At 58.2% G+C, this 19,296-nt stretch carries 17 protein-coding genes; 15 read left to right on the top strand and 2 right to left on the bottom strand.

What is annotated here, in order from left to right; translation table 11 throughout:
* Position 1: 1 nt before the first annotated feature.
* Entirely contained in the window at positions 2–1,294 is a 1,293-nt protein-coding gene (locus ACF8MC_RS07715) for a citrate synthase (RefSeq protein WP_016928730.1), read from the bottom strand.
* Between the two features lie 730 nt (positions 1,295–2,024).
* Between ACF8MC_RS07715 and sdhC the strand changes: the two genes are divergently transcribed.
* From sdhC to sucD, 8 genes are all read left to right on the top strand, one after another.
* On the top strand, positions 2,025–2,414 hold the full coding sequence (gene sdhC / locus ACF8MC_RS07710) for a succinate dehydrogenase cytochrome b556 subunit (protein ID WP_004939893.1): 390 nt from the start codon (positions 2,025–2,027) through the stop codon (positions 2,412–2,414).
* Entirely contained in the window at positions 2,408–2,755 is a 348-nt protein-coding gene (sdhD, locus tag ACF8MC_RS07705; protein WP_004939891.1) for a succinate dehydrogenase membrane anchor subunit, read from the top strand. Before sdhC ends, sdhD begins: the two co-directional genes overlap by 7 nt.
* The gene (gene sdhA / locus ACF8MC_RS07700; RefSeq protein ID WP_015376974.1) at positions 2,756–4,522 is read left to right on the top strand and encodes a succinate dehydrogenase flavoprotein subunit; all 1,767 of its coding nucleotides are present in this window, start codon (positions 2,756–2,758) and stop codon (positions 4,520–4,522) included.
* Between the two features lie 16 nt (positions 4,523–4,538).
* Positions 4,539–5,255 (top strand): succinate dehydrogenase iron-sulfur subunit, encoded by a 717-nt coding sequence (locus ACF8MC_RS07695; RefSeq protein ID WP_004939885.1) that lies wholly within the window; start codon positions 4,539–4,541, stop codon positions 5,253–5,255.
* Between the two features lie 275 nt (positions 5,256–5,530).
* Positions 5,531–8,338, top strand: coding sequence for a 2-oxoglutarate dehydrogenase E1 component (gene sucA / locus ACF8MC_RS07690; RefSeq protein ID WP_033647497.1), 2,808 nt, complete (start codon positions 5,531–5,533; stop codon positions 8,336–8,338).
* Between the two features lie 64 nt (positions 8,339–8,402).
* Positions 8,403–9,620 (top strand): 2-oxoglutarate dehydrogenase complex dihydrolipoyllysine-residue succinyltransferase, encoded by a 1,218-nt coding sequence (odhB, locus tag ACF8MC_RS07685; RefSeq protein ID WP_164105017.1) that lies wholly within the window; start codon positions 8,403–8,405, stop codon positions 9,618–9,620.
* Positions 9,621–9,742: 122 nt separating this feature from the next.
* Complete coding sequence (gene sucC / locus ACF8MC_RS07680; RefSeq protein ID WP_015376978.1) at positions 9,743–10,909, top strand: ADP-forming succinate--CoA ligase subunit beta; 1,167 nt, start codon at positions 9,743–9,745, stop codon at positions 10,907–10,909.
* Positions 10,909–11,781 carry a succinate--CoA ligase subunit alpha gene (sucD, locus tag ACF8MC_RS07675; protein WP_004939878.1) on the top strand — a complete coding sequence of 291 codons (873 nt, stop codon included), beginning with the start codon at positions 10,909–10,911 and terminating at the stop codon, positions 11,779–11,781. Before sucC ends, sucD begins: the two co-directional genes overlap by 1 nt.
* Before the next feature lie 72 nt (positions 11,782–11,853).
* Here the strand turns inward: sucD and ACF8MC_RS07670 are convergent, their stop codons facing one another.
* Positions 11,854–13,752, bottom strand: a complete 1,899-nt coding sequence (locus ACF8MC_RS07670) for a bifunctional UDP-sugar hydrolase/5'-nucleotidase (RefSeq protein ID WP_164105016.1) — start codon at positions 13,750–13,752, stop codon at positions 11,854–11,856.
* Between the two features lie 683 nt (positions 13,753–14,435).
* Between ACF8MC_RS07670 and cydA the strand changes: the two genes are divergently transcribed.
* From cydA to tolR, 7 genes are all read left to right on the top strand, one after another.
* Positions 14,436–16,004, top strand: a complete 1,569-nt coding sequence (cydA, locus tag ACF8MC_RS07665; protein WP_019454034.1) for a cytochrome ubiquinol oxidase subunit I — start codon at positions 14,436–14,438, stop codon at positions 16,002–16,004.
* 14 nt (positions 16,005–16,018) lie between these two features.
* Entirely contained in the window at positions 16,019–17,158 is a 1,140-nt protein-coding gene (gene cydB, locus ACF8MC_RS07660) for a cytochrome d ubiquinol oxidase subunit II (protein WP_019454033.1), read from the top strand.
* Between the two features lie 17 nt (positions 17,159–17,175).
* The gene (cydX, locus tag ACF8MC_RS07655; RefSeq protein ID WP_004939868.1) at positions 17,176–17,289 is read left to right on the top strand and encodes a cytochrome bd-I oxidase subunit CydX; all 114 of its coding nucleotides are present in this window, start codon (positions 17,176–17,178) and stop codon (positions 17,287–17,289) included.
* Complete coding sequence (ybgE, locus tag ACF8MC_RS07650; protein WP_033647158.1) at positions 17,289–17,585, top strand: cyd operon protein YbgE; 297 nt, start codon at positions 17,289–17,291, stop codon at positions 17,583–17,585. Before cydX ends, ybgE begins: the two co-directional genes overlap by 1 nt.
* A 130-nt stretch (positions 17,586–17,715) precedes the next feature.
* Entirely contained in the window at positions 17,716–18,120 is a 405-nt protein-coding gene (gene ybgC / locus ACF8MC_RS07645; RefSeq protein ID WP_025160034.1) for a tol-pal system-associated acyl-CoA thioesterase, read from the top strand.
* Complete coding sequence (gene tolQ / locus ACF8MC_RS07640) at positions 18,117–18,800, top strand: Tol-Pal system protein TolQ (RefSeq protein ID WP_004939862.1); 684 nt, start codon at positions 18,117–18,119, stop codon at positions 18,798–18,800. Before ybgC ends, tolQ begins: the two co-directional genes overlap by 4 nt.
* A 12-nt stretch (positions 18,801–18,812) precedes the next feature.
* Entirely contained in the window at positions 18,813–19,241 is a 429-nt protein-coding gene (tolR, locus tag ACF8MC_RS07635; RefSeq protein ID WP_004939859.1) for a colicin uptake protein TolR, read from the top strand.
* Positions 19,242–19,296: the final 55 nt, after the last annotated feature.

The following is a 19,296-nucleotide window of genomic DNA, read 5'->3' as shown; positions in this document are numbered from 1 at the left end:
CTTACTTGTTTTTCAGCTGGGATTTGAAATCGCGTTCGGCATAGCCGGTGTACAGCTGACGCGGACGGGCAATTTTGATGCCTTCGTCGTGCATTTCGTTCCAGTGGGCGATCCAGCCGATGGTGCGCGCGATGGCGAAGATCACGGTGAACATGGAAGAAGGAATGCCCATCGCCTTCAGGATGATGCCGGAGTAGAAGTCGACGTTCGGGTACAGTTTCTTCTCGATGAAGTACGGGTCGTTCAGCGCGATGTGTTCCAGCTCCATCGCGACCTGCAGCAGGTTGTCGTCTTTCTTGTTCAGCTCTTTCAGCACTTCGTGACAGGTCTCGCGCATCACGGTAGCGCGCGGATCGTAGTTCTTGTACACGCGGTGGCCGAAGCCCATCAGGCGGAAGGAGTCGTTCTTGTCCTTGGCGCGCTTGATGAATTCCGGAATGTGCTCGACGGTCTTGATCTCTTCCAGCATTTTCAGCGCCGCTTCGTTGGCGCCGCCGTGTGCCGGCCCCCACAGGGAAGCGATGCCGGCCGCGATGCAGGCGAACGGGTTGGCGCCGGAAGAGCCGGCGGTGCGCACGGTAGAGGTAGAGGCGTTCTGCTCATGGTCGGCGTGCAGGATCAGGATGCGGTCCATGGCGCGTTCCAACACCGGGTTCACCACGTACTCTTCGCACGGGGTGGCGAACATCATGTGCAGGAAGTTGCCGGCATAGGACAGATCGTTGCGCGGGTAAACGAACGGCTGGCCCAGGGAGTATTTGTAGCACATCGCCGCCACGGTCGGCATTTTGGACAGCAGGCGGAACGCGGTGATTTCACGGTGACGCTCGTTGTTGACGTCCAGCGCATCGTGGTAGAACGCCGCCAGCGCGCCGGTCACGCCGCACAGCACCGCCATCGGGTGCGAGTCGCGACGGAAGCCACGGAACAGATGGGTGATCTGGTCGTGGATCATGGTGTGGCGGGTGACGGTGGTCTTGAAGGTCTCGAACTCTTCCGGCGTTGGGGTCTCGCCGTACAGCAGGATGTAGCACACTTCCAGGTAGGAAGATTCTTTCGCCAGCTGCTCGATAGGGAAGCCGCGGTGCAGCAGCACGCCTTTGTCGCCGTCGATGAAGGTAATCTTGGATTCGCAAGAAGCGGTGGAGGTAAAGCCGGGATCAAATGTGAAATAACCTTTGGAACCCAGAGCGCGGACATCGAGGACATCAGGGCCCAGTGTCGGTGTCAATACGCCCAGTTCGATCGGAGCTTCGCTGTCGTTAATGGTTAGCGTCGCTTTCTTATCAGTCATTTACTGTCTCCTTAGCGCCTTATTTTAAAAACCACTAACAACTGAAATACCTTAAATCTCTGCAGGTTGCCCGCAAAAAAATGGTGCGGACGCTAACTCTGTGAGCGACTGCGCAACTATGCGCGGGTAGGGTACAGAGTGCTGACCAGGCGAACGAGACGGGTGACCAGTTGTTAACGATTCATAGTAATTCGTTATAGTCTGTTAATCTTACCTATGAGCTGTTCGAAGAGATGTGAACCTATCCCAATAATCTGTTTTTATTTGCTTTATTTGCTTTTTGACGCCGGCAAAATCGAGCGGGAAACAACGGCTATTGGGATAGGTTCGTCAAATACACTGTTGCACAACTCGAACCCGGGGGGAAGTGTATCTGCTGACCCATAGCGCATCATAGGACCGTTTGTGCCCCTATATGTAATGGAAATGTTGATCTCTTGTCAAATCAGATAATTAATTTTGCACTAATTGTGAAATCCGTGATCTGAATCACTGTTCGGGGGAAATGTTATCAAAGCGGTTGTATGAGAATTGTAATCAGAATGTGATCCTCCTATACTGCCGCCAGGTCTCCGGATTACCCTGAAGTAGGAGCACCCAGCGTTATAAATGCGCGCCGTTTGAGCACAGAGGATGTTGATGTTTGAGCGCGTGACGTGTAAGGGTTTTAGGCTCTTAACGCTGTCTGATCCCCGCCCAGGCCCGGAGGAAGGAAAATAATAAGAGCTGTGTGGGCAAATACGTGAAAAAACAACGACCTGTCAACTTGGATCTGCAAACGATCCGGTTCCCCGTAACTGCGATAGCGTCTATCTTACACCGAGTCTCTGGCGTAATTACCTTCGTTGCCGTGGGTATCCTCCTCTGGCTGCTGGGCCTGTCACTCTCTTCCCAAGAGGGGTTCCTGCAGGCGGCCGCCATCATGAATAGCTTCATCGTCAAATTCATATTCTGGGGCATCCTCACGGCGCTGGCCTATCACATTTGCGGTGGCATCCGTCACTTGTTAATGGATTTTGGCTACATCGAAGAGAGTTTGGCCGCCGGTACCCGTTCCGCCCAGGTGGCGATCGGCCTGACCGTCGTGCTGTCAGTTCTGGCTGGAGTCCTCGTATGGTAAACAACGTTTCTGCATTAGGGCGCAACGGCGTGCACGATTGGCTGCTGCTGCGCGCTTCCGCTATCATCATCACCCTGTACGTCCTGTATATCCTGGGCTTCTTCGTCACGGCTCCGGAACTCACTTATGACATCTGGCGCGGTTTCTTCGCCACTTCCATTACGAAAGTGTTCACTCTGCTGACCTTGCTGTCGATTCTGGTGCATGCCTGGATCGGGCTGTGGCAGGTGCTGACGGACTACGTCAAGCCGCTGGCGGTTCGCCTGGTGTTGCAGCTGGCTGTCGTGGTCGCGTTGCTGGTCTATTTACTGTACGGAACAATCGTAGTGTGGGGTGCTTAAATGAAACTGCCAGTCAGAGAGTTTGATGCCGTCGTAATCGGCGCCGGCGGTGCGGGCATGCGTGCCGCGCTGCAAATTTCCCAAGCGGGCTCGACCTGTGCCCTGCTGTCCAAAGTTTTCCCGACCCGTTCCCATACCGTGTCCGCACAGGGCGGCATCACCGTCGCGCTGGGCAACAGCCACGAGGACAACTGGGAATGGCATATGTACGACACGGTGAAAGGTTCCGACTATATCGGTGACCAGGACGCCATCGAATATATGTGTAAAACCGGCCCGGAAGCGATTCTGGAACTGGAACACATGGGCCTGCCGTTCTCTCGTCTGGACGACGGCCGCATCTATCAGCGCCCGTTCGGCGGCCAGTCGCTGAACTTCGGCGGCGAGCAGGCGGCGCGTACCGCAGCCGCAGCCGACCGTACCGGCCACGCGCTGCTGCACACCCTGTACCAACAGAACCTGAAAAACCACACCACCATCTTCTCCGAGTGGTATGCGCTCGATCTGGTGAAAAACCAGGACGGCGCGGTGGTTGGCACCACGGCTATCTGCATCGAAACCGGTGAAGTGGTTTACTTCAAAGCCAAGGCCACCGTGCTGGCGACCGGCGGCGCAGGCCGTATTTACCAGTCCACCACCAACGCCCACATCAACACCGGCGACGGTGTCGGCATGGCGCTGCGCGCCGGCGTGCCGGTGCAGGACATGGAAATGTGGCAGTTCCACCCGACCGGCATCGCCGGCGCGGGCGTGCTGGTGACCGAAGGCTGCCGCGGCGAAGGCGGTTACCTGCTGAACAAACACGGCGAGCGCTTCATGGAGCGTTATGCGCCGAACGCCAAAGATCTGGCGGGCCGCGACGTGGTTGCCCGTTCGATCATGATCGAAATCCGCGAAGGCCGCGGCTGCGACGGTCCTTGGGGCCCGCACGCCAAGCTGAAGCTGGATCACCTGGGCAAAGAGGTGCTGGAATCCCGTCTGCCGGGCATTCTGGAACTGTCCCGCACCTTCGCGCACGTCGATCCGGTGAAAGAGCCGATCCCGGTTATCCCGACCTGTCACTATATGATGGGCGGCATTCCGACCAAGGTGACCGGCCAGGCGCTGACCGTGAACGAGAAAGGCGAAGACGTGGTGATCCCGGGGCTGTTCGCGGTGGGCGAAATCGCCTGCGTATCGGTGCACGGCGCCAACCGCTTGGGCGGCAACTCGCTGCTCGACCTGGTGGTGTTCGGCCGTTCCGCCGGCATGCACCTGCAGGAATCGCTGGAAGAGCAGGGCGTGAGCCGTGACGCCAGCGACTCCGACGTGGAAGCCTCGCTGGATCGTCTGAACCGTTGGAACAACACCCGTTCCGGCGAAGACCCGGTCGAAATTCGCAAAGCGCTGCAGTCTTGCATGCAGCACAACTTCTCGGTATTCCGCGAAGGCGATGCGATGGCCAAGGGCCTGGAAGAACTGAAAGTGATCCGTGAACGTCTGAAGAACGCACGCCTGGACGATACCTCCAGCGAGTTCAACACCCAGCGCATCGAGTGCCTGGAGTTGGATAACCTGATGGAGACCGCGTATTCCACCGCCGTGTCGGCCAACTTCCGTACCGAGAGCCGTGGCGCACACAGCCGCTTCGACTACCCGGAACGCGATGACGCCAACTGGCTGTGCCATTCGCTGTATCTGCCGCAATCGGAAAGCATGACGCGTCGTGAAGTGAACATGCAACCGAAGCTGCGCCCGGCATTCCCGCCGAAAGTGCGTTCTTACTAATTGCGGAGATCGACAGATGAAACTCGAATTTTCCATTTATCGCTACAACCCGGATGTCGATGACGCGCCGCACATGCAGGATTACACCCTGGAAGCGGAAGAAGGTCGCGACATGATGCTGCTGGATGCGTTGATCCAGCTGAAAGAAAAAGACCCGACCCTGTCGTTCCGTCGCTCATGCCGCGAAGGCGTGTGCGGTTCCGACGGCCTGAACATGAACGGTAAAAACGGCCTGGCGTGCATCACCCCGATTTCGTCGCTGCGCAAAGGCAACGGCAAGATCGTGATCCGTCCGCTGCCGGGCCTGCCGGTGGTGCGCGATCTGGTGGTGGATATGGGCCAGTTCTATACCCAGTATGAAAAGATCAAGCCATACCTGCTGAACGACGGCAAGAACCCGCCGGCGCGCGAGCACCTGCAGTCGCCGGAGCAGCGCGCCAAGCTGGACGGTCTGTACGAGTGCATTCTGTGCGCCTGCTGCTCGACCTCTTGCCCATCGTTCTGGTGGAACCCGGACAAGTTCATCGGGCCTGCCGGTCTGCTGGCGGCGTATCGCTTCCTGATCGACAGCCGTGACACGGAAACGCAAGAACGTTTAGATGATCTGGACGACGCTTTTAGTGTTTTCCGCTGCCATAGCATTATGAATTGTGTCAGTGTATGTCCTAAAGGCTTGAACCCGACGCGTGCTATCGGGCATATCAAGTCCATGCTGCTGCAACGCGGCGCATAAACGGAATGAGATGCTGCGCCGGGCTCTTTTCCGGCGCACATCCCATAGGGGAGGGAACCTCTAAAAACTGACCCGCGGCTGCGGCGCTATGCAGCCTGGTTCTTCCGCCGGTTTTTAGAGGTTCCTTGTAAGGGACCGCAAGGTCCATAACAGAACGTATCGGGCCGTCATGGCCGCAAGTACGTCGAGTGAACCGTTTTACGGCAAACCGTATTCATCACGGTAATTATGTTAACCACGGCGAAAACTAAAGCTTCAAAGCTTAAGGGATCATGATGCAGAACGGCGCAATGAAGGCCTGGCTGGATTCCTCCTATCTGGCGGGCGCGAACCAGTCTTACATAGAGCAGCTCTATGAAGACTTCTTAACCGATCCGGGTTCCGTTGAAGATAGCTGGCGTTCCATTTTTCAACAGCTACCAACCGCGGGTGTCAAACCCGATCAGCTTCACTCTCAAACGCGCGATTACTTCCGCCGCCTGGCGAAAGACTCCGCGCGCTACAATACCACCATCACCGATCCGGAAACCGACGCCAAACAGGTCAAGGTACTGCAGCTGATCAACGCCTTCCGCTTCCGCGGGCATCAGCATGCCAACCTCGATCCGCTCGGCCTGTGGCAGCGCGAGCAAGTTCCTGACCTTGATCCCGCTTACCACAACCTGACCGAAGCCGATTTCCAGGAAACCTTCAACGTGGGCTCTTTCGCCATCGGCAAAGAAACCATGAAGCTGGGCGATCTGTACGCCGCGCTGAAGCAGACCTATTGCGGCTCGATCGGCGCTGAGTACATGCACATCACCAACACCGAAGAGAAACGCTGGATTCAACAGCGCATCGAGTCGGTGGTGGGGCGCGCCAGCTTTACCGCCGACGAAAAACGCCGTTTCCTGAACGAGCTGACCGCGGCGGAAGGCCTGGAACGTTACCTGGGCGCCAAATTCCCGGGCGCCAAACGCTTCTCGCTGGAAGGCGGCGACGCGCTGGTGCCGATGCTGAAAGAGATGGTGCGTCACGCCGGCAAGAACGGCACGCGCGAAGTGGTGCTGGGCATGGCCCACCGCGGCCGTCTGAACGTGCTGATCAACGTGCTGGGCAAAAAGCCGGCCGACCTGTTCGACGAATTTGCCGGCAAGCATAAAGAACACCTCGGCACCGGTGACGTGAAATATCACCAGGGCTTCTCTTCCGACGTGGAAACCGAAGGCGGCATGGTTCACCTGGCGCTGGCGTTCAACCCGTCGCACCTGGAGATCGTCAGCCCGGTGGTCATGGGCTCGGTTCGCGCCCGTCGCGATCGCTTGGACGAAGCGCGCAGCAACATGGTGCTGCCGATCACCATCCACGGCGACGCCGCCATTACCGGCCAGGGCGTGGTTCAGGAAACCCTGAACATGTCTCAGGCTCGCGGCTACGAAGTGGGCGGCACCGTGCGCATCGTCATCAACAACCAGGTTGGTTTCACCACCTCCAACCCGCTGGATGCGCGCTCTACCGAATACTGCACCGACATCGCCAAAATGGTTCAGGCACCGATCTTCCACGTCAACGCGGACGATCCGGAGGCCGTGGCCTTCGTCACCCGCCTGGCGTTGGATTTCCGTAACACCTTTAAGCGTGACGTGATGATCGATCTGGTTTGCTACCGTCGCCATGGGCACAACGAGGCCGACGAGCCGAGCGCCACCCAGCCGGTGATGTATCAGAAGATCAAGAAACACCCTACGCCGCGCAAAATCTACGCTGACGTTCTGACCGAACAGAACGTGGCCAGCCTGGAAGATGCCACGGAAATGGTCAACCTGTACCGCGACGCGCTCGACCGCGGCGATTGCGTGGTTGAAGAATGGCGTCCGATGAACCTGCACTCCTTCACCTGGTCACCGTACCTGAACCACGAGTGGGACGAAGAGTACCCGAGCAAGGTTGAGATGAAGCGCCTGCAGGAGCTGGGCCGCCGCATCAGCACGGTGCCGGAAGCGATCGAAATGCAGTCGCGCGTGGCGAAAATCTACGCGGACCGCGCCGAGATGGCAGCGGGCAACAAGCCGTTCGACTGGGGCGCCGCCGAAACGCTGGCCTACGCCACCATGGCGGATGAAGGCATTCCAATCCGCATCTCCGGCGAAGACGCCGGCCGCGGTACCTTCTTCCACCGTCACGCGGTGGTGCACAACCAGAAAAACGGTTCGGTCTACGTTCCGCTGGCGAACATCCACAGCGGCCAGGGCGAATTCAAGGTCTGGGACTCCGTGCTGTCCGAAGAGGCGGTGCTGGCGTTCGAATACGGCTACGCCACGGCGGAACCGCGCACGCTGACCATCTGGGAAGCGCAGTTCGGTGACTTCGCCAACGGCGCGCAGGTCGTTATCGACCAGTTCATCAGCTCCGGCGAGCAAAAATGGGGCCGTATGTGCGGCCTGGTGATGCTGCTGCCGCACGGCTATGAAGGCCAGGGCCCAGAGCACTCTTCCGCACGTCTGGAACGCTATCTGCAGCTGTGCGCAGAGCAGAACATGCAGGTGTGCGTCCCGTCCACGCCGGCGCAGGTTTACCATATGCTGCGTCGTCAGGCGCTGCGCGGTATGCGCCGTCCGCTGGTGGTGATGTCGCCGAAGTCGCTGCTGCGTCACCCGCTGGCGATTTCTTCGCTGGACGAATTGGCCAACGGCACCTTCCTGCCGGCGATCGGCGAGATCGACGACTTGGATCCGAAAGCGGTCAAGCGCGTCGTGCTGTGCTCCGGCAAGGTCTACTACGACCTGCTGGAACAGCGTCGCAAGAACGAGCAGAAAGACGTGGCTATCGTGCGTATCGAGCAGCTGTATCCGTTCCCGCATCAGGCCGTGCAGGCCGTGCTGGAGCAATACTCGCACGTGCATGATTTCGTCTGGTGTCAGGAAGAGCCGCTGAACCAGGGCGCCTGGTACTGCAGCCAACACAACTTCCGTGAAGTGGTGCCGTTCGGGGCTTCTTTACGTTACGCAGGACGTCCGGCCTCCGCTTCTCCGGCGGTGGGCTATATGTCCGTGCACCAGAAGCAGCAGCAGGCTCTGGTGAACGACGCGCTGAATATTGACTAATGTTCGCTCGCTTGCCGGCCGAGGGGCCGGCAAGCAGATGATAAAAAACTTAAGGGAAAGCTAAATGAGTAGCGTAGATATTCTGGTTCCTGACCTTCCTGAATCGGTTGCCGATGCGACCGTAGCCACCTGGCACAAAAAACCGGGCGACAGCGTGCAGCGTGATGAAGTCCTGGTTGAAATCGAAACCGACAAAGTGGTGTTGGAAGTGCCGGCCAGTGAAGCGGGCATTCTCGATGCTATCGTGGAAGAAGAGGGCGCGACCGTACTGTCTCGCCAGCTGCTCGGCCGCATCCGTCCGGGCGACAGCTCCGGCAAGCCGACCGCTGAAAAGAGCCAGGAGAAAGAAGCCACGCCTGCCCAGCGCGCTACCGCGAGCCTGGAAGAAGAAAGCAATGACGCGCTCAGCCCGGCGATTCGCCGCCTGATCGCCGAACACGATCTCGATGCCAGCGCCATCAAAGGCACCGGTGTGGGTGGCCGCATCACGCGTGAAGACGTGGAAGCGCACCTGGCCAAAGGCGGCGGCGCCGCCAAACCGGCCGCCGCCGCTGAAGCCGCGCCGCAGCCTGCTCTGGCCGGCCGCAGCGAAAAACGCGTGCCGATGACTCGCCTGCGCAAACGCGTCGCCGAGCGTCTGCTGGAAGCGAAGAACAGCACCGCGATGCTGACCACCTTCAACGAAATCAACATGCAGCCGATCATGGATCTGCGCAAGCAGTACGGCGAAGCCTTCGAGAAGCGCCACGGCGTGCGTCTGGGCTTCATGTCCTTCTACATCAAGGCGGTGGTTGAAGCGCTGAAGCGCTTCCCGGAAGTGAACGCGTCGATCGACGGTTCTGACGTGGTTTACCACAACTACTTCGACATCAGCATCGCGGTTTCGACTCCGCGCGGCCTGGTGACGCCGGTACTGCGCGATGTGGACGCCATGAGCATGGCTGACATCGAGAAGAAAATCAAAGAGCTGGCCGTTAAGGGCCGCGACGGCAAACTGACCGTGGAAGAGCTGACCGGCGGTAACTTCACCATTACCAACGGCGGCGTATTCGGCTCCCTGATGTCTACCCCGATCATCAACCCGCCGCAGAGCGCCATCCTGGGCATGCACGCCATTAAAGATCGCCCAATGGCGGTCAATGGTCAGGTGGTGATCCAGCCGATGATGTATCTGGCGCTGTCTTATGACCACCGCCTGATCGACGGTAAAGAATCCGTCGGTTATCTGGTGACGGTCAAAGAGATGCTGGAAGATCCGGCTCGTCTGCTGCTGGACGTCTAGTAACCCTTGCCGGGCGCGGCATGCCGCGCCCGCACTCTGTGCTATGTGGCCGGAAAACCATGCGGTTTACCGCGTAATAATGGTCCGGCTAAAAACCTTCAGAACTGAATGGATAGAACATCATGAATTTACACGAATATCAGGCAAAACAGCTGTTTGCTCGGTATGGCATGCCGGCACCAACCGGTTACGCCTGTACCACTCCGCGTGAAGCAGAAGAAGCCGCATCCAAAATCGGCTCCGGCCCGTGGGTGGTGAAATGTCAGGTTCATGCTGGCGGCCGCGGTAAAGCGGGCGGCGTAAAAGTCGTCAACAGCAAAGAAGATATCCGTGCTTTCGCGGAAGCCTGGTTGGGCAAGCGTCTGGTGACTTACCAGACTGACGCGCTGGGCCAGCCGGTTAACCAGATCCTGGTTGAAGCGGCGACCGACATCGATAAAGAACTGTACCTGGGCGCCGTCGTAGACCGTGCGACCCGTCGCATCGTGTTCATGGCGTCTACCGAAGGCGGCGTGGAAATCGAGAAGGTGGCGGAAGAAACCCCAGAACTGATCCACAAAATGACCATCGATCCGCTGGCGGGTCCACAGCCTTATCAGGGCCGTGAGCTGGCCTTCAAACTGGGCCTGACCGGTAAGCAAGTCAGCCAGTTCGCCAAGATCTTCATGGGCCTGGCGACGTTGTTCCTGGAGCGCGATCTGGCGATGGTTGAGATCAACCCGCTGGTGATCACCAAGCAGGGCGATCTGGTGTGTCTGGACGGCAAACTGGGCGCCGACGGCAACGCCCTGTTCCGCCAGCCGGAACTGCGTGAAATGCGTGACCCTTCCCAGGAAGACGAGCGCGAATCCCGTGCGGCTCAGTGGGAGCTGAACTACGTTGCCCTCGACGGCAACATCGGCTGCATGGTTAACGGCGCCGGTCTGGCGATGGGCACCATGGACATCGTTAAACTGCACGGCGGCGAACCGGCCAACTTCCTGGACGTTGGCGGCGGCGCGACCAAAGAGCGCGTGACCGAAGCGTTCAAAATCATCCTGTCCGACGACAAGGTGAAAGCGGTTCTGGTTAACATCTTCGGTGGTATCGTACGTTGCGATCTGATCGCCGACGGCATCATCGGCGCAGTGGCCGAAGTGGGCGTTAACGTCCCGGTGGTGGTGCGCTTGGAAGGGAACAACGCCGAACTGGGCGCCAAGAAACTGGCGGACAGCGGCCTGAATATCATTGCTGCGACCAGCCTGACTGATGCGGCTCAGCAAGTTGTTGCAGCAGTGGAGGGTAAATAATGTCCATTTTAATCGATAAGAACACCAAAGTAATTTGCCAGGGCTTCACCGGTAGCCAGGGGACTTTCCACTCCGAACAAGCTATCGCTTACGGCACCAAAATGGTTGGCGGCGTAACCCCGGGCAAAGGCGGCACTCAGCACCTGGGCCTGCCGGTGTTCAACACCGTGCGCGAAGCGGTTGAAGCGACCGGCGCCACTGCCTCGGTGATCTACGTTCCAGCGCCGTTCTGCAAAGACTCCATCCTGGAAGCGATCGATGCCGGTATCAAACTGATCATCACCATCACCGAAGGCATCCCGACCCTGGACATGCTGACCGTGAAAGTGAAGCTGGACGAAGCCGGCGTGCGCATGATCGGGCCGAACTGCCCAGGCGTGATCACCCCAGGCGAGTGCAAAATCGGCATCATGCCTGGCCACATCCACCTGCCGGGCAAAGTGGGCATCGTTTCCCGCTCCGGTACCCTGACCTATGAAGCGGTGAAACAAACCACCGATGCCGGTCTGGGCCAGTCCACCTGCGTGGGTATCGGCGGCGACCCGATCCCGGGCTCCAACTTCATCGATATCCTGAAGATGTTCCAGCAGGATCCGCAGACCGAAGCGATCGTGATGATCGGTGAGATCGGCGGCAGCGCTGAAGAAGAAGCGGCAGCTTACATCAAAGAACACGTCACCAAACCGGTTGTCGGCTACATCGCCGGCGTAACCGCGCCGAAAGGCAAGCGCATGGGCCACGCGGGCGCCATCATCGCAGGCGGCAAAGGCACGGCGGACGAGAAGTTTGCTGCGCTGGAAGCGGCGGGCGTGAAAACCGTTCGCAGCCTGGCGGACATCGGCGACGCGGTAAAAGCGGTGCTGAAGCGCTAAGCATTTAGTACGAAATAACACTATCTCGACATGTTTGGCCACCCATTGGGTGGCCTTTTTTATGGGCGACGATCAGAAGTCGTTGAGCGCCTTGATCAGCGCGATCCGATCCTGCAGGCGGCGCTGTTGCACCGGATCCACGGCGGCTTGGCGCTGTTGCTCCAGCGAGGTGAGGGCGGCGCGGTAATCGTCGGCGTTGCGGAACAGCGCGTTTTTGACGTTGATCGACGCGACGTTGGTGTAGCGGCCGTCGTCGGTGGTCGGTACCTGGATAACGCCCTCATTGAGCAGCCGTTTGACGATCGCCCGCTGCGGTTCGTATCCCTCCATGCCGATCAGCTTCCAGCGCTGCGGCGGCACGCCCTGATACTGGCCGTGTTTCACTTCCGTCAGGTAGCGCAGGGTCAGGTGGCGAATGGTGCCTTCTTCTTCACCGTATTGCGCTTTGCTGTCGAACAGCACCGGGAAGGATTGCCCCTCCAGCGCGCCACCCTTTTGCGTCAGGTGGCCCATGCGGTAACTGTTCATGCCCAGACGGATCGGCATATCGTCGGTGACCGGCGTGCCGTCCGTCAGGCGCAGATCGACGATGCGCGAGCCGGCGGGTTGGCGCAGGTCGATGGTGTAAGTGACGCCGTCGAAGAAATCGTTGGTGGAATATTTGGACGATCGCCGCGCCGGGTTAAAGCTGTAGGTGACGTCGCCCGGCTGCAGCTGATTGAAATAGTCGGCGGACCACTCCATGTAGCGTTTAAGCGCTTTGCCGTTGAGCTGATACACGGTGATCTCGCCGCCGGCGTATTGGTAGTTAAAGGCGATATCCTTGGCCTTGATGTCGCCGACGTCCAGTTTGGCGCGATCGTTGTCGATCTGCAGGGCGATCACCTGCGCCAGCGGCGCATAGTGGCGGGCGGCCTGCTGGAACAGCGCGCTGATGCCGGTATCCTGCACGTGCACCTGGGGAATGCCGCGGAATTCGTCGGCGGGCACCAGATCGCTGCCGCTCAGCTTCGCCACGACCCGGTTGGCATTGGCGCGCAAAATGTCATGGTACGGCTGGTAGAGCGCCTGCATGGCGCTGTCCGGCGTCATCCCCTTGATGGGATAGGTGTAGCTGTTTTTGTCGATCAGCGTGAATTTGCCGTCGCGGCGTACAAACTGCAGATCGATACGCGACAGCGCGCGGCCGTATTTATCCGGCTCGGTGATGATGACGCCGTTAACCACCGCTTTGTCGATCTTCACATGCATATGGCCGGCGACGATCGCCGCCAGCTCCGGGTTGGCGTTGGCGATGTCGGCCACGCCGGTGCCGGGGCGCTGGTTCTCATTGTCGATGCCCATATGCGCCACCAGCACGATGGCGTCGACCTGGCCGTCGATTTGCCTGATGACCTGCTTCACCGCCTGCACCGGATCGGTGAAGTTCAGCCCTTTGATGCGATCGGTGCCCTTGGCGAATTCCGCGGTCATCGGCGTGTCCATGCCGATAATGCCGATCTTCACGCCCTGGCGTTCGACGATGGTGTAGGCCGGCAGATAGGGCTTGCCGTTGTCCCAGACGATATTGCCCGCCAGCGCCGCGCCCTTGAACTGCCTGAGCGGCGTAGCCAGCACCGGCAGGCCGAAGTCGAACTCGTGGTTGCCCATCACCCAGACGTCATAATTGAGCGCGTTGAGGCCAAGCATCATCGGGCTGACGGCCTCATGCTTGAAGGTTTCGACGAAGTTGCCCTGAATGGTGTCGCCGGCGTCCACCAGGATCAGGTTGGGCTGCTCGGCGCGCACCTTTTTCACCTGGGTGGCTATCTGGCTCAGGCTGCCCGCCAGATTTTCCGTGTCGCTGGCGTAGTCCCAGGGCACGAAGGTGCCGTGCAGATCGGAGGTGCCCAGCAGGGTGATATTTACCGTTTCGGCGGCCATGGCGTTTCCCGAGAGTCCCAAGACAGAGGCAAAGATGATTTTTTTCATAAGTTATTGTCACTCAATGCAATTTTAACATAAGTGGTCATTCTGCTACAAAATCGCAACCTTTACGATCCCATCGCGAGAAATAGACTAATATTGGAGAGAGATTTGTTGTTTTGTGACTGCTATCACTGTCACGGCTTATTGGAAATAAAAGGTTAATTATGTCGCATAATAAGCGCGTAATAATACAATGGCGGCTCTTTTAAATTACATTTATTTAACACAAAAATATCATTAAAAAACAATTAAACCATTGCGCAACATGACCCTAAGAAAATTATGCGAAATGTGCTGATGAATATGGAAATAAGATGCGGATAGGCTTAAATTGTCTCAGATCAAATTAGCCCGAAGTACCTCTTTCGGCTAAGATTTGACCTGTAACCAAAAGTCTAACCCACGTCACGTAAAAACCTATTTATTGTGTGGGATTGGGCGAGTATCATCCATGTTGTGATTATGGATGGTTGATCTTGTTGCATTTGTTACCCGTTGTCGGTTTTCAGTGGCGTGCTTGTCGAGGGCCCGAGGGGCTATTGGCCGAGTGTGCGGTTGAAAGCGGAGAAGCTGGATCAAATTTGTTGTGTTTAAGGGCATTCACTGCGGGGCGTTACTGGCGGCTTTGAAAGAGGCGTGCCGATAACCGCGTGTCGGAGTCTTCCTGCGAGGAGCAAGGAGTCAAGATGTTTGATATTGTCGAACTGTCGCGCTTACAGTTTGCTTTAACGGCGATGTACCATTTCTTATTTGTCCCATTAACGCTCGGTATGGCGTTCTTGCTGGCAATTATGGAAACGGTATATGTCCTGTCTGGCAAACAAATCTATAAAGACATGACCAAATTCTGGGGAAAGTTATTTGCGATTAACTTTGCTCTGGGTGTGGCCACCGGTTTGACCATGGAGTTCCAGTTCGGGACCAACTGGTCGTATTTCTCTCATTACGTCGGCGATATCTTCGGGGCCCCACTGGCTATCGAAGGTCTGATGGCGTTCTTCCTTGAATCGACGCTGGTCGGCCTGTTCTTCTTCGGCTGGGATCGTCTGAGCAAGGTGCAGCACATGGCGGTAACCTGGTTTGTGGCCCTCGGCTCCAACCTGTCCGCGCTGTGGATCCTGGTCGCCAACGGCTGGATGCAGAACCCGATCGCGTCGGATTTCAACTTCGAAACCATGCGCATGGAGATGGTCAGCTTCTCCGAACTGGTGCTTAACCCGGTTGCGCAGGTGAAATTCGTTCACACCGTGGCTTCCGGCTACACCTGCGGCGCGATGTTCGTTTTGGGCATCAGCTCCTACTACCTGCTGAAAGGCCGCGACATCGCCTTCGCCAAGCGCTCCTTCGCCATCGCCGCCAGCTTCGGTATGGCTGCCATTCTGTCCGTTATCGTTCTGGGTGATGAATCCGGCTACGAAATGGGCGACGTGCAGAAAACCAAACTGGCCGCTATCGAAGCGGAATGGGACACCCAGCCGGCGCCGGCGTCCTTCACCCTGTTCGGCATTCCCGATCAGGACAAGATGGAAAACTCCTTCTCTATTCAGATCCCGTATGCGCTTGGCCTGATCGCCACCCGCTCCACGGACACTCAGGTCACCGGCCTGAAAGATCTGATGGCGCAGCATGAAGTGCGCATCCGCAACGGGATGAAAGCCTACCAGCTGCTGGAAGAGCTGCGCGGCGGCAACACCGACCCTGCGGTGCGCGCCGAATTCAACAAAACCAAGCAAGACCTGGGCTACGGCATGCTGCTGAAGCGCTATACCCCGAACGTCACCGACGCGACGGAAGCGCAGATCCAGCTGGCGACCAAGGACTCCATTCCGCGCGTGGCGCCGCTGTACTTCGCCTTCCGCATCATGGTGGCCTGTGGCGTGATCATGCTGTTGATCATCGGCCTGTCGTTCTGGAACGTGATCCGCGGCCGCATCGGCCAGAAAAAATGGCTGCACCGCGCGGCGCTGTACGGTTTGCCGCTGCCTTGGATCGCGATCGAGTCCGGCTGGTTCGTGGCGGAATACGGCCGTCAACCGTGGGCGATTGGTGAGGTGCTGCCGACGGCGGTCGCCAACTCTTCGCTGACCGCGGGCGACATTCTGTTCTCGATGGGGCTGATCTGCGGCTTGTACACCCTGTTCCTGGTGGCTGAATTGTACCTGATGTTCAAGTTTGCGCGTCTGGGTCCAAGCAGCCTGAAAACCGGCCGCTATCACTTTGAACAACCGACTGCCGCCGTGCAGGAAGCGCGCTAAACAGGAGTCCACGTATGTTTGACTATGAAGTACTGCGATTTATTTGGTGGGTCCTGGTTGGCGTACTGCTGATCGGCTTCGCCGTCACCGACGGTTTCGACATGGGCGTCGGCATTCTGGTGCGCATCATCGGGAAAACCGATACCGAGCGCCGGGTGATGATCAACTCCATCGCCCCGCACTGGGACGGTAACCAGGTGTGGCTGATCACCGCCGGCGGCGCGCTGTTCGCCGCCTGGCCGATGGTCTACGCAGCGGCCTTCTCCGGCTTCTACGTCGCCATGATCCTGGTGCTGGCCGCCTTGTTCTTCCGCCCGGTCGGTTTCGATTACCGTTCCAAGCTGGAGAGCAGCCGCTGGCGCAACATGTGGGACTGGGGCATCTTCATCGGCTCCTTCGTGCCTGCCGTGGTCTTCGGCGTGGCGTTCGGCAACCTGCTGCAGGGCGTGCCGTTCCACATGGACGAGTACATGCGCCTGTTCTACACCGGCAACTTCTTCCAACTGCTGAATCCGTTCGGTCTGTTGGCGGGCGTGGTCAGCCTGACCATGCTGGTCACCCAGGGGGCGACCTACCTGCAAATGCGCACCACCGGCGAGATCCACCTGCGTTCACGCGCTGCGGCGCAGATCGCGACGCTGATCATGGCGGTGTGCTTCCTGCTGGCGGGCGTATGGCTGGTGAAAGGCATCGACGGCTTCGTCGTGACGTCGGCGCTGGACACCCTGGCGGAATCCAACCCGATGCGTAAAGAAGTGGCGCATCAGGCCGGCGCCTGGCTGATCAACTTCAACAAGTATCCGCTGCTGTGGGCGTTGCCTGCGCTGGGCGTGGTGCTGCCGTTGTTCACCATCCTGTTCTCGCGTCTGGAGAAAGGCGCGCTGGCGTTCGTCACCTCGTCGCTGACCATCGCCTGCGTCATCCTCACCGCCGGGGTCACCATGTTCCCGTTCGTGATGCCGTCCAGCACCGTGCCTAACGTCAGCCTGACCATGTGGGACGCGACGTCGAGCCTGTTGACGCTGAAAGTGATGACCGTCGTGGCGGCGATCTTCGTGCCTATCGTTTTGGCGTACACCAGCTGGTCGTACTACAAAATGTTCGGTCGCCTCGACAAGAACTACATCGAAAACAACAAGCATTCGCTGTACTAAGGATAAGGAGCTAAACCATGTGGTATTTTGCCTGGATTCTCGGAACGCTTCTTGCCTGCGCCTTCGGCATCATCACGGCGCTGGCGCTTGAGCAGAGCGAAGCGACTAAAGCTCAGCAAGACGGTAAGTGATGAGCTCGTCCGTGATTGACAAGCTGTACGCTGTCACCGACAAGGGCCCGATCCGGGCCCTTTCCCTGGTGCTGGCGTTGGTTTTGGCGGGGTGCGTGTTCTGGGATCCGACGCGTTTCGCCGCCAAAACCAGCTCGCTGGAGATTTGGGAAGGGCTGCTGCTGATTTGGGCGGTGTGCGCCGGGGTGATCCACGGTTTCGGATTCCGCCCGCAGCGCAGCATTTGGCGGGCCTTTTTCGCGCCGCTTCCCGCAATTGTGATCTTGTGCGCAGGATTACTTTACGTTTCTTTATAATCTCCCCGATGTCCCCATGTTATGGGCCCTCACGGCCCATAATTATTTTCATTCCCATCTTGTAACCCATTCCCAACCCGATCCGTCTTGCGTATAGTAGCAGCGTTAAATTGCATTGCTGGGAAGTAGAGTGAGTAATACGTTGTTTCGATGGCCGGTTCGCGTTTACTACGAGGATACCGATGCCAGTGGTGTGGTCTATCACGCCCGCTACGTCGCCTTTTTTGAAAGAGCGCGCACAGAGATGCTGCGTCAGCACAACTTTCATCAACAGCAGCTGCTCAGTGAACAAGTCGCTTTTGTCGTCCGGCGCATGACGGTGGATTATCTGGCTCCGGCTCGTCTCGACGAGCAACTGGAGGTACAGAGCGAAATCACCTGTCTGCGCGGGGCTTCTCTCACGTTTGCTCAACGCATTGTCAATTCTGACGGGGCCCTACTGAGCCAGGCCGATGTCCTGATTGCCTGTATTGATCCACACCAAATGAAGCCGAGAGCGCTTCCTAAGTCTATTGTCGCGGAGTTTAAGCAGTGACTGACATGAACATCCTAGATTTATTCTTGAAGGCGAGCCTGCTGGTTAAGCTTATCATGTTGATTTTGATATGCTTCTCGGTAGCCTCCTGGGCGATCATCATTCAGCGCACCCGCATCCTCAATGCGGCGACGCGTGACGCCGAAGCCTTTGAAGACAAATTCTGGTCCGGTATCGAGCTTTCCCGTCTGTACCAGGAAAGTCAGGCGCGTCGCGATAGCCTGACCGGCTCCGAGCAGATCTTCCATTCCGGCTTCAAAGAGTTCGCCCGCCTGCACCGCGCCAACAACCATGCGCCGGAGTCGGTGATCGAAGGGGCGTCGCGCGCGATGCGCATTTCGATGAACCGCGAGCTGGAAACGCTGGAAACCCATATTCCGTTCCTCGGCACCGTCGGTTCGATCAGCCCGTACATCGGCCTGTTCGGCACCGTGTGGGGGATCATGCACGCCTTTATCGCGCTGGGCGCGGTGAAGCAAGCCACGCTGCAGATGGTGGCGCCGGGTATCGCCGAAGCGCTGATCGCCACCGCGATCGGTCTGTTCGCCGCCATCCCGGCGGTCATGGCCTACAACCGTCTCAACCAGCGCGTCAACAAGCTTGAGCAGAATTACGACAACTTTATGGAAGAGTTCACCGCTATTCTGCATCGTCAGGCCTTCTCCAGCGACAGCAAATAAGTAGGAGGTAGCATGGCGAGAGTACGTGGACGTAGTCGGCGCGAGCTGAAGTCCGAAATTAACATCGTTCCGCTGCTCGACGTGTTGCTGGTGCTGCTGCTGATCTTTATGGCAACCGCGCCAATCATCACGCAGAGCGTGGAGGTTGACCTGCCGGACGCCACCGATTCCAAAACGGTGTCCAGCGATGACAATCCGCCGGTGATCCTTGAGGTTTCCGGCGTAGGTCAATACACCCTGGTGGTGGATCACAACCGTATGGAGCTGTTGCCGCCTGAGCAAGTCGCGGCCGAAGCCAAGTCGCGTTTGGCGGCTAACCCGAAAACGGTCTTTTTGATCGGCGGTGCGAAGGAAGTCCCTTACGATGAGATTATCAAGGCATTGAATATTCTCCATCAGGCGGGCGTGGCTTCCGTGGGGCTGATGACCCAGCCAATCTGACCGTAAGGCGAACGGCAACCCGGTTCCTGCGCTGCGGCCCAGGAACCCCGTATAA

The organism is Serratia sp. LACPHL-BACT-2024-00286 (genome assembly GCF_043109535.1).
GTDB lineage: Bacteria > Pseudomonadota > Gammaproteobacteria > Enterobacterales > Enterobacteriaceae > Serratia > Serratia sarumanii.
The sequence above is the reverse complement of the archived record's forward strand: the minus strand, read 5'-3'. Positions and strand labels throughout refer to the sequence as shown.

What these genes read in the sequence shown, in the direction of transcription:
- ACF8MC_RS07695 (WP_004939885.1), top strand. Translation starts at nt 4,539, where the DNA reads ATGAAACTCGAATTTTCCATTTATCGCTACAACCCGGATGTCGATGAC.
- cydB (WP_019454033.1), top strand. Translation starts at nt 16,019, where the DNA reads ATGTTTGACTATGAAGTACTGCGATTTATTTGGTGGGTCCTGGTTGGC.
- ACF8MC_RS07670 (WP_164105016.1), bottom strand. Translation starts at nt 13,752, where the DNA reads ATGAAAAAAATCATCTTTGCCTCTGTCTTGGGACTCTCGGGAAACGCC.
- sucA (WP_033647497.1), top strand. Translation starts at nt 5,531, where the DNA reads ATGCAGAACGGCGCAATGAAGGCCTGGCTGGATTCCTCCTATCTGGCG.
- tolR (WP_004939859.1), top strand. Translation starts at nt 18,813, where the DNA reads ATGGCGAGAGTACGTGGACGTAGTCGGCGCGAGCTGAAGTCCGAAATT.
- sdhA (WP_015376974.1), top strand. Translation starts at nt 2,756, where the DNA reads ATGAAACTGCCAGTCAGAGAGTTTGATGCCGTCGTAATCGGCGCCGGC.
- cydA (WP_019454034.1), top strand. Translation starts at nt 14,436, where the DNA reads ATGTTTGATATTGTCGAACTGTCGCGCTTACAGTTTGCTTTAACGGCG.
- odhB (WP_164105017.1), top strand. Translation starts at nt 8,403, where the DNA reads ATGAGTAGCGTAGATATTCTGGTTCCTGACCTTCCTGAATCGGTTGCC.
- sdhD (WP_004939891.1), top strand. Translation starts at nt 2,408, where the DNA reads ATGGTAAACAACGTTTCTGCATTAGGGCGCAACGGCGTGCACGATTGG.
- ybgE (WP_033647158.1), top strand. Translation starts at nt 17,289, where the DNA reads ATGAGCTCGTCCGTGATTGACAAGCTGTACGCTGTCACCGACAAGGGC.
- sucD (WP_004939878.1), top strand. Translation starts at nt 10,909, where the DNA reads ATGTCCATTTTAATCGATAAGAACACCAAAGTAATTTGCCAGGGCTTC.
- ACF8MC_RS07715 (WP_016928730.1), bottom strand. Translation starts at nt 1,294, where the DNA reads ATGACTGATAAGAAAGCGACGCTAACCATTAACGACAGCGAAGCTCCG.
- cydX (WP_004939868.1), top strand. Translation starts at nt 17,176, where the DNA reads ATGTGGTATTTTGCCTGGATTCTCGGAACGCTTCTTGCCTGCGCCTTC.
- sucC (WP_015376978.1), top strand. Translation starts at nt 9,743, where the DNA reads ATGAATTTACACGAATATCAGGCAAAACAGCTGTTTGCTCGGTATGGC.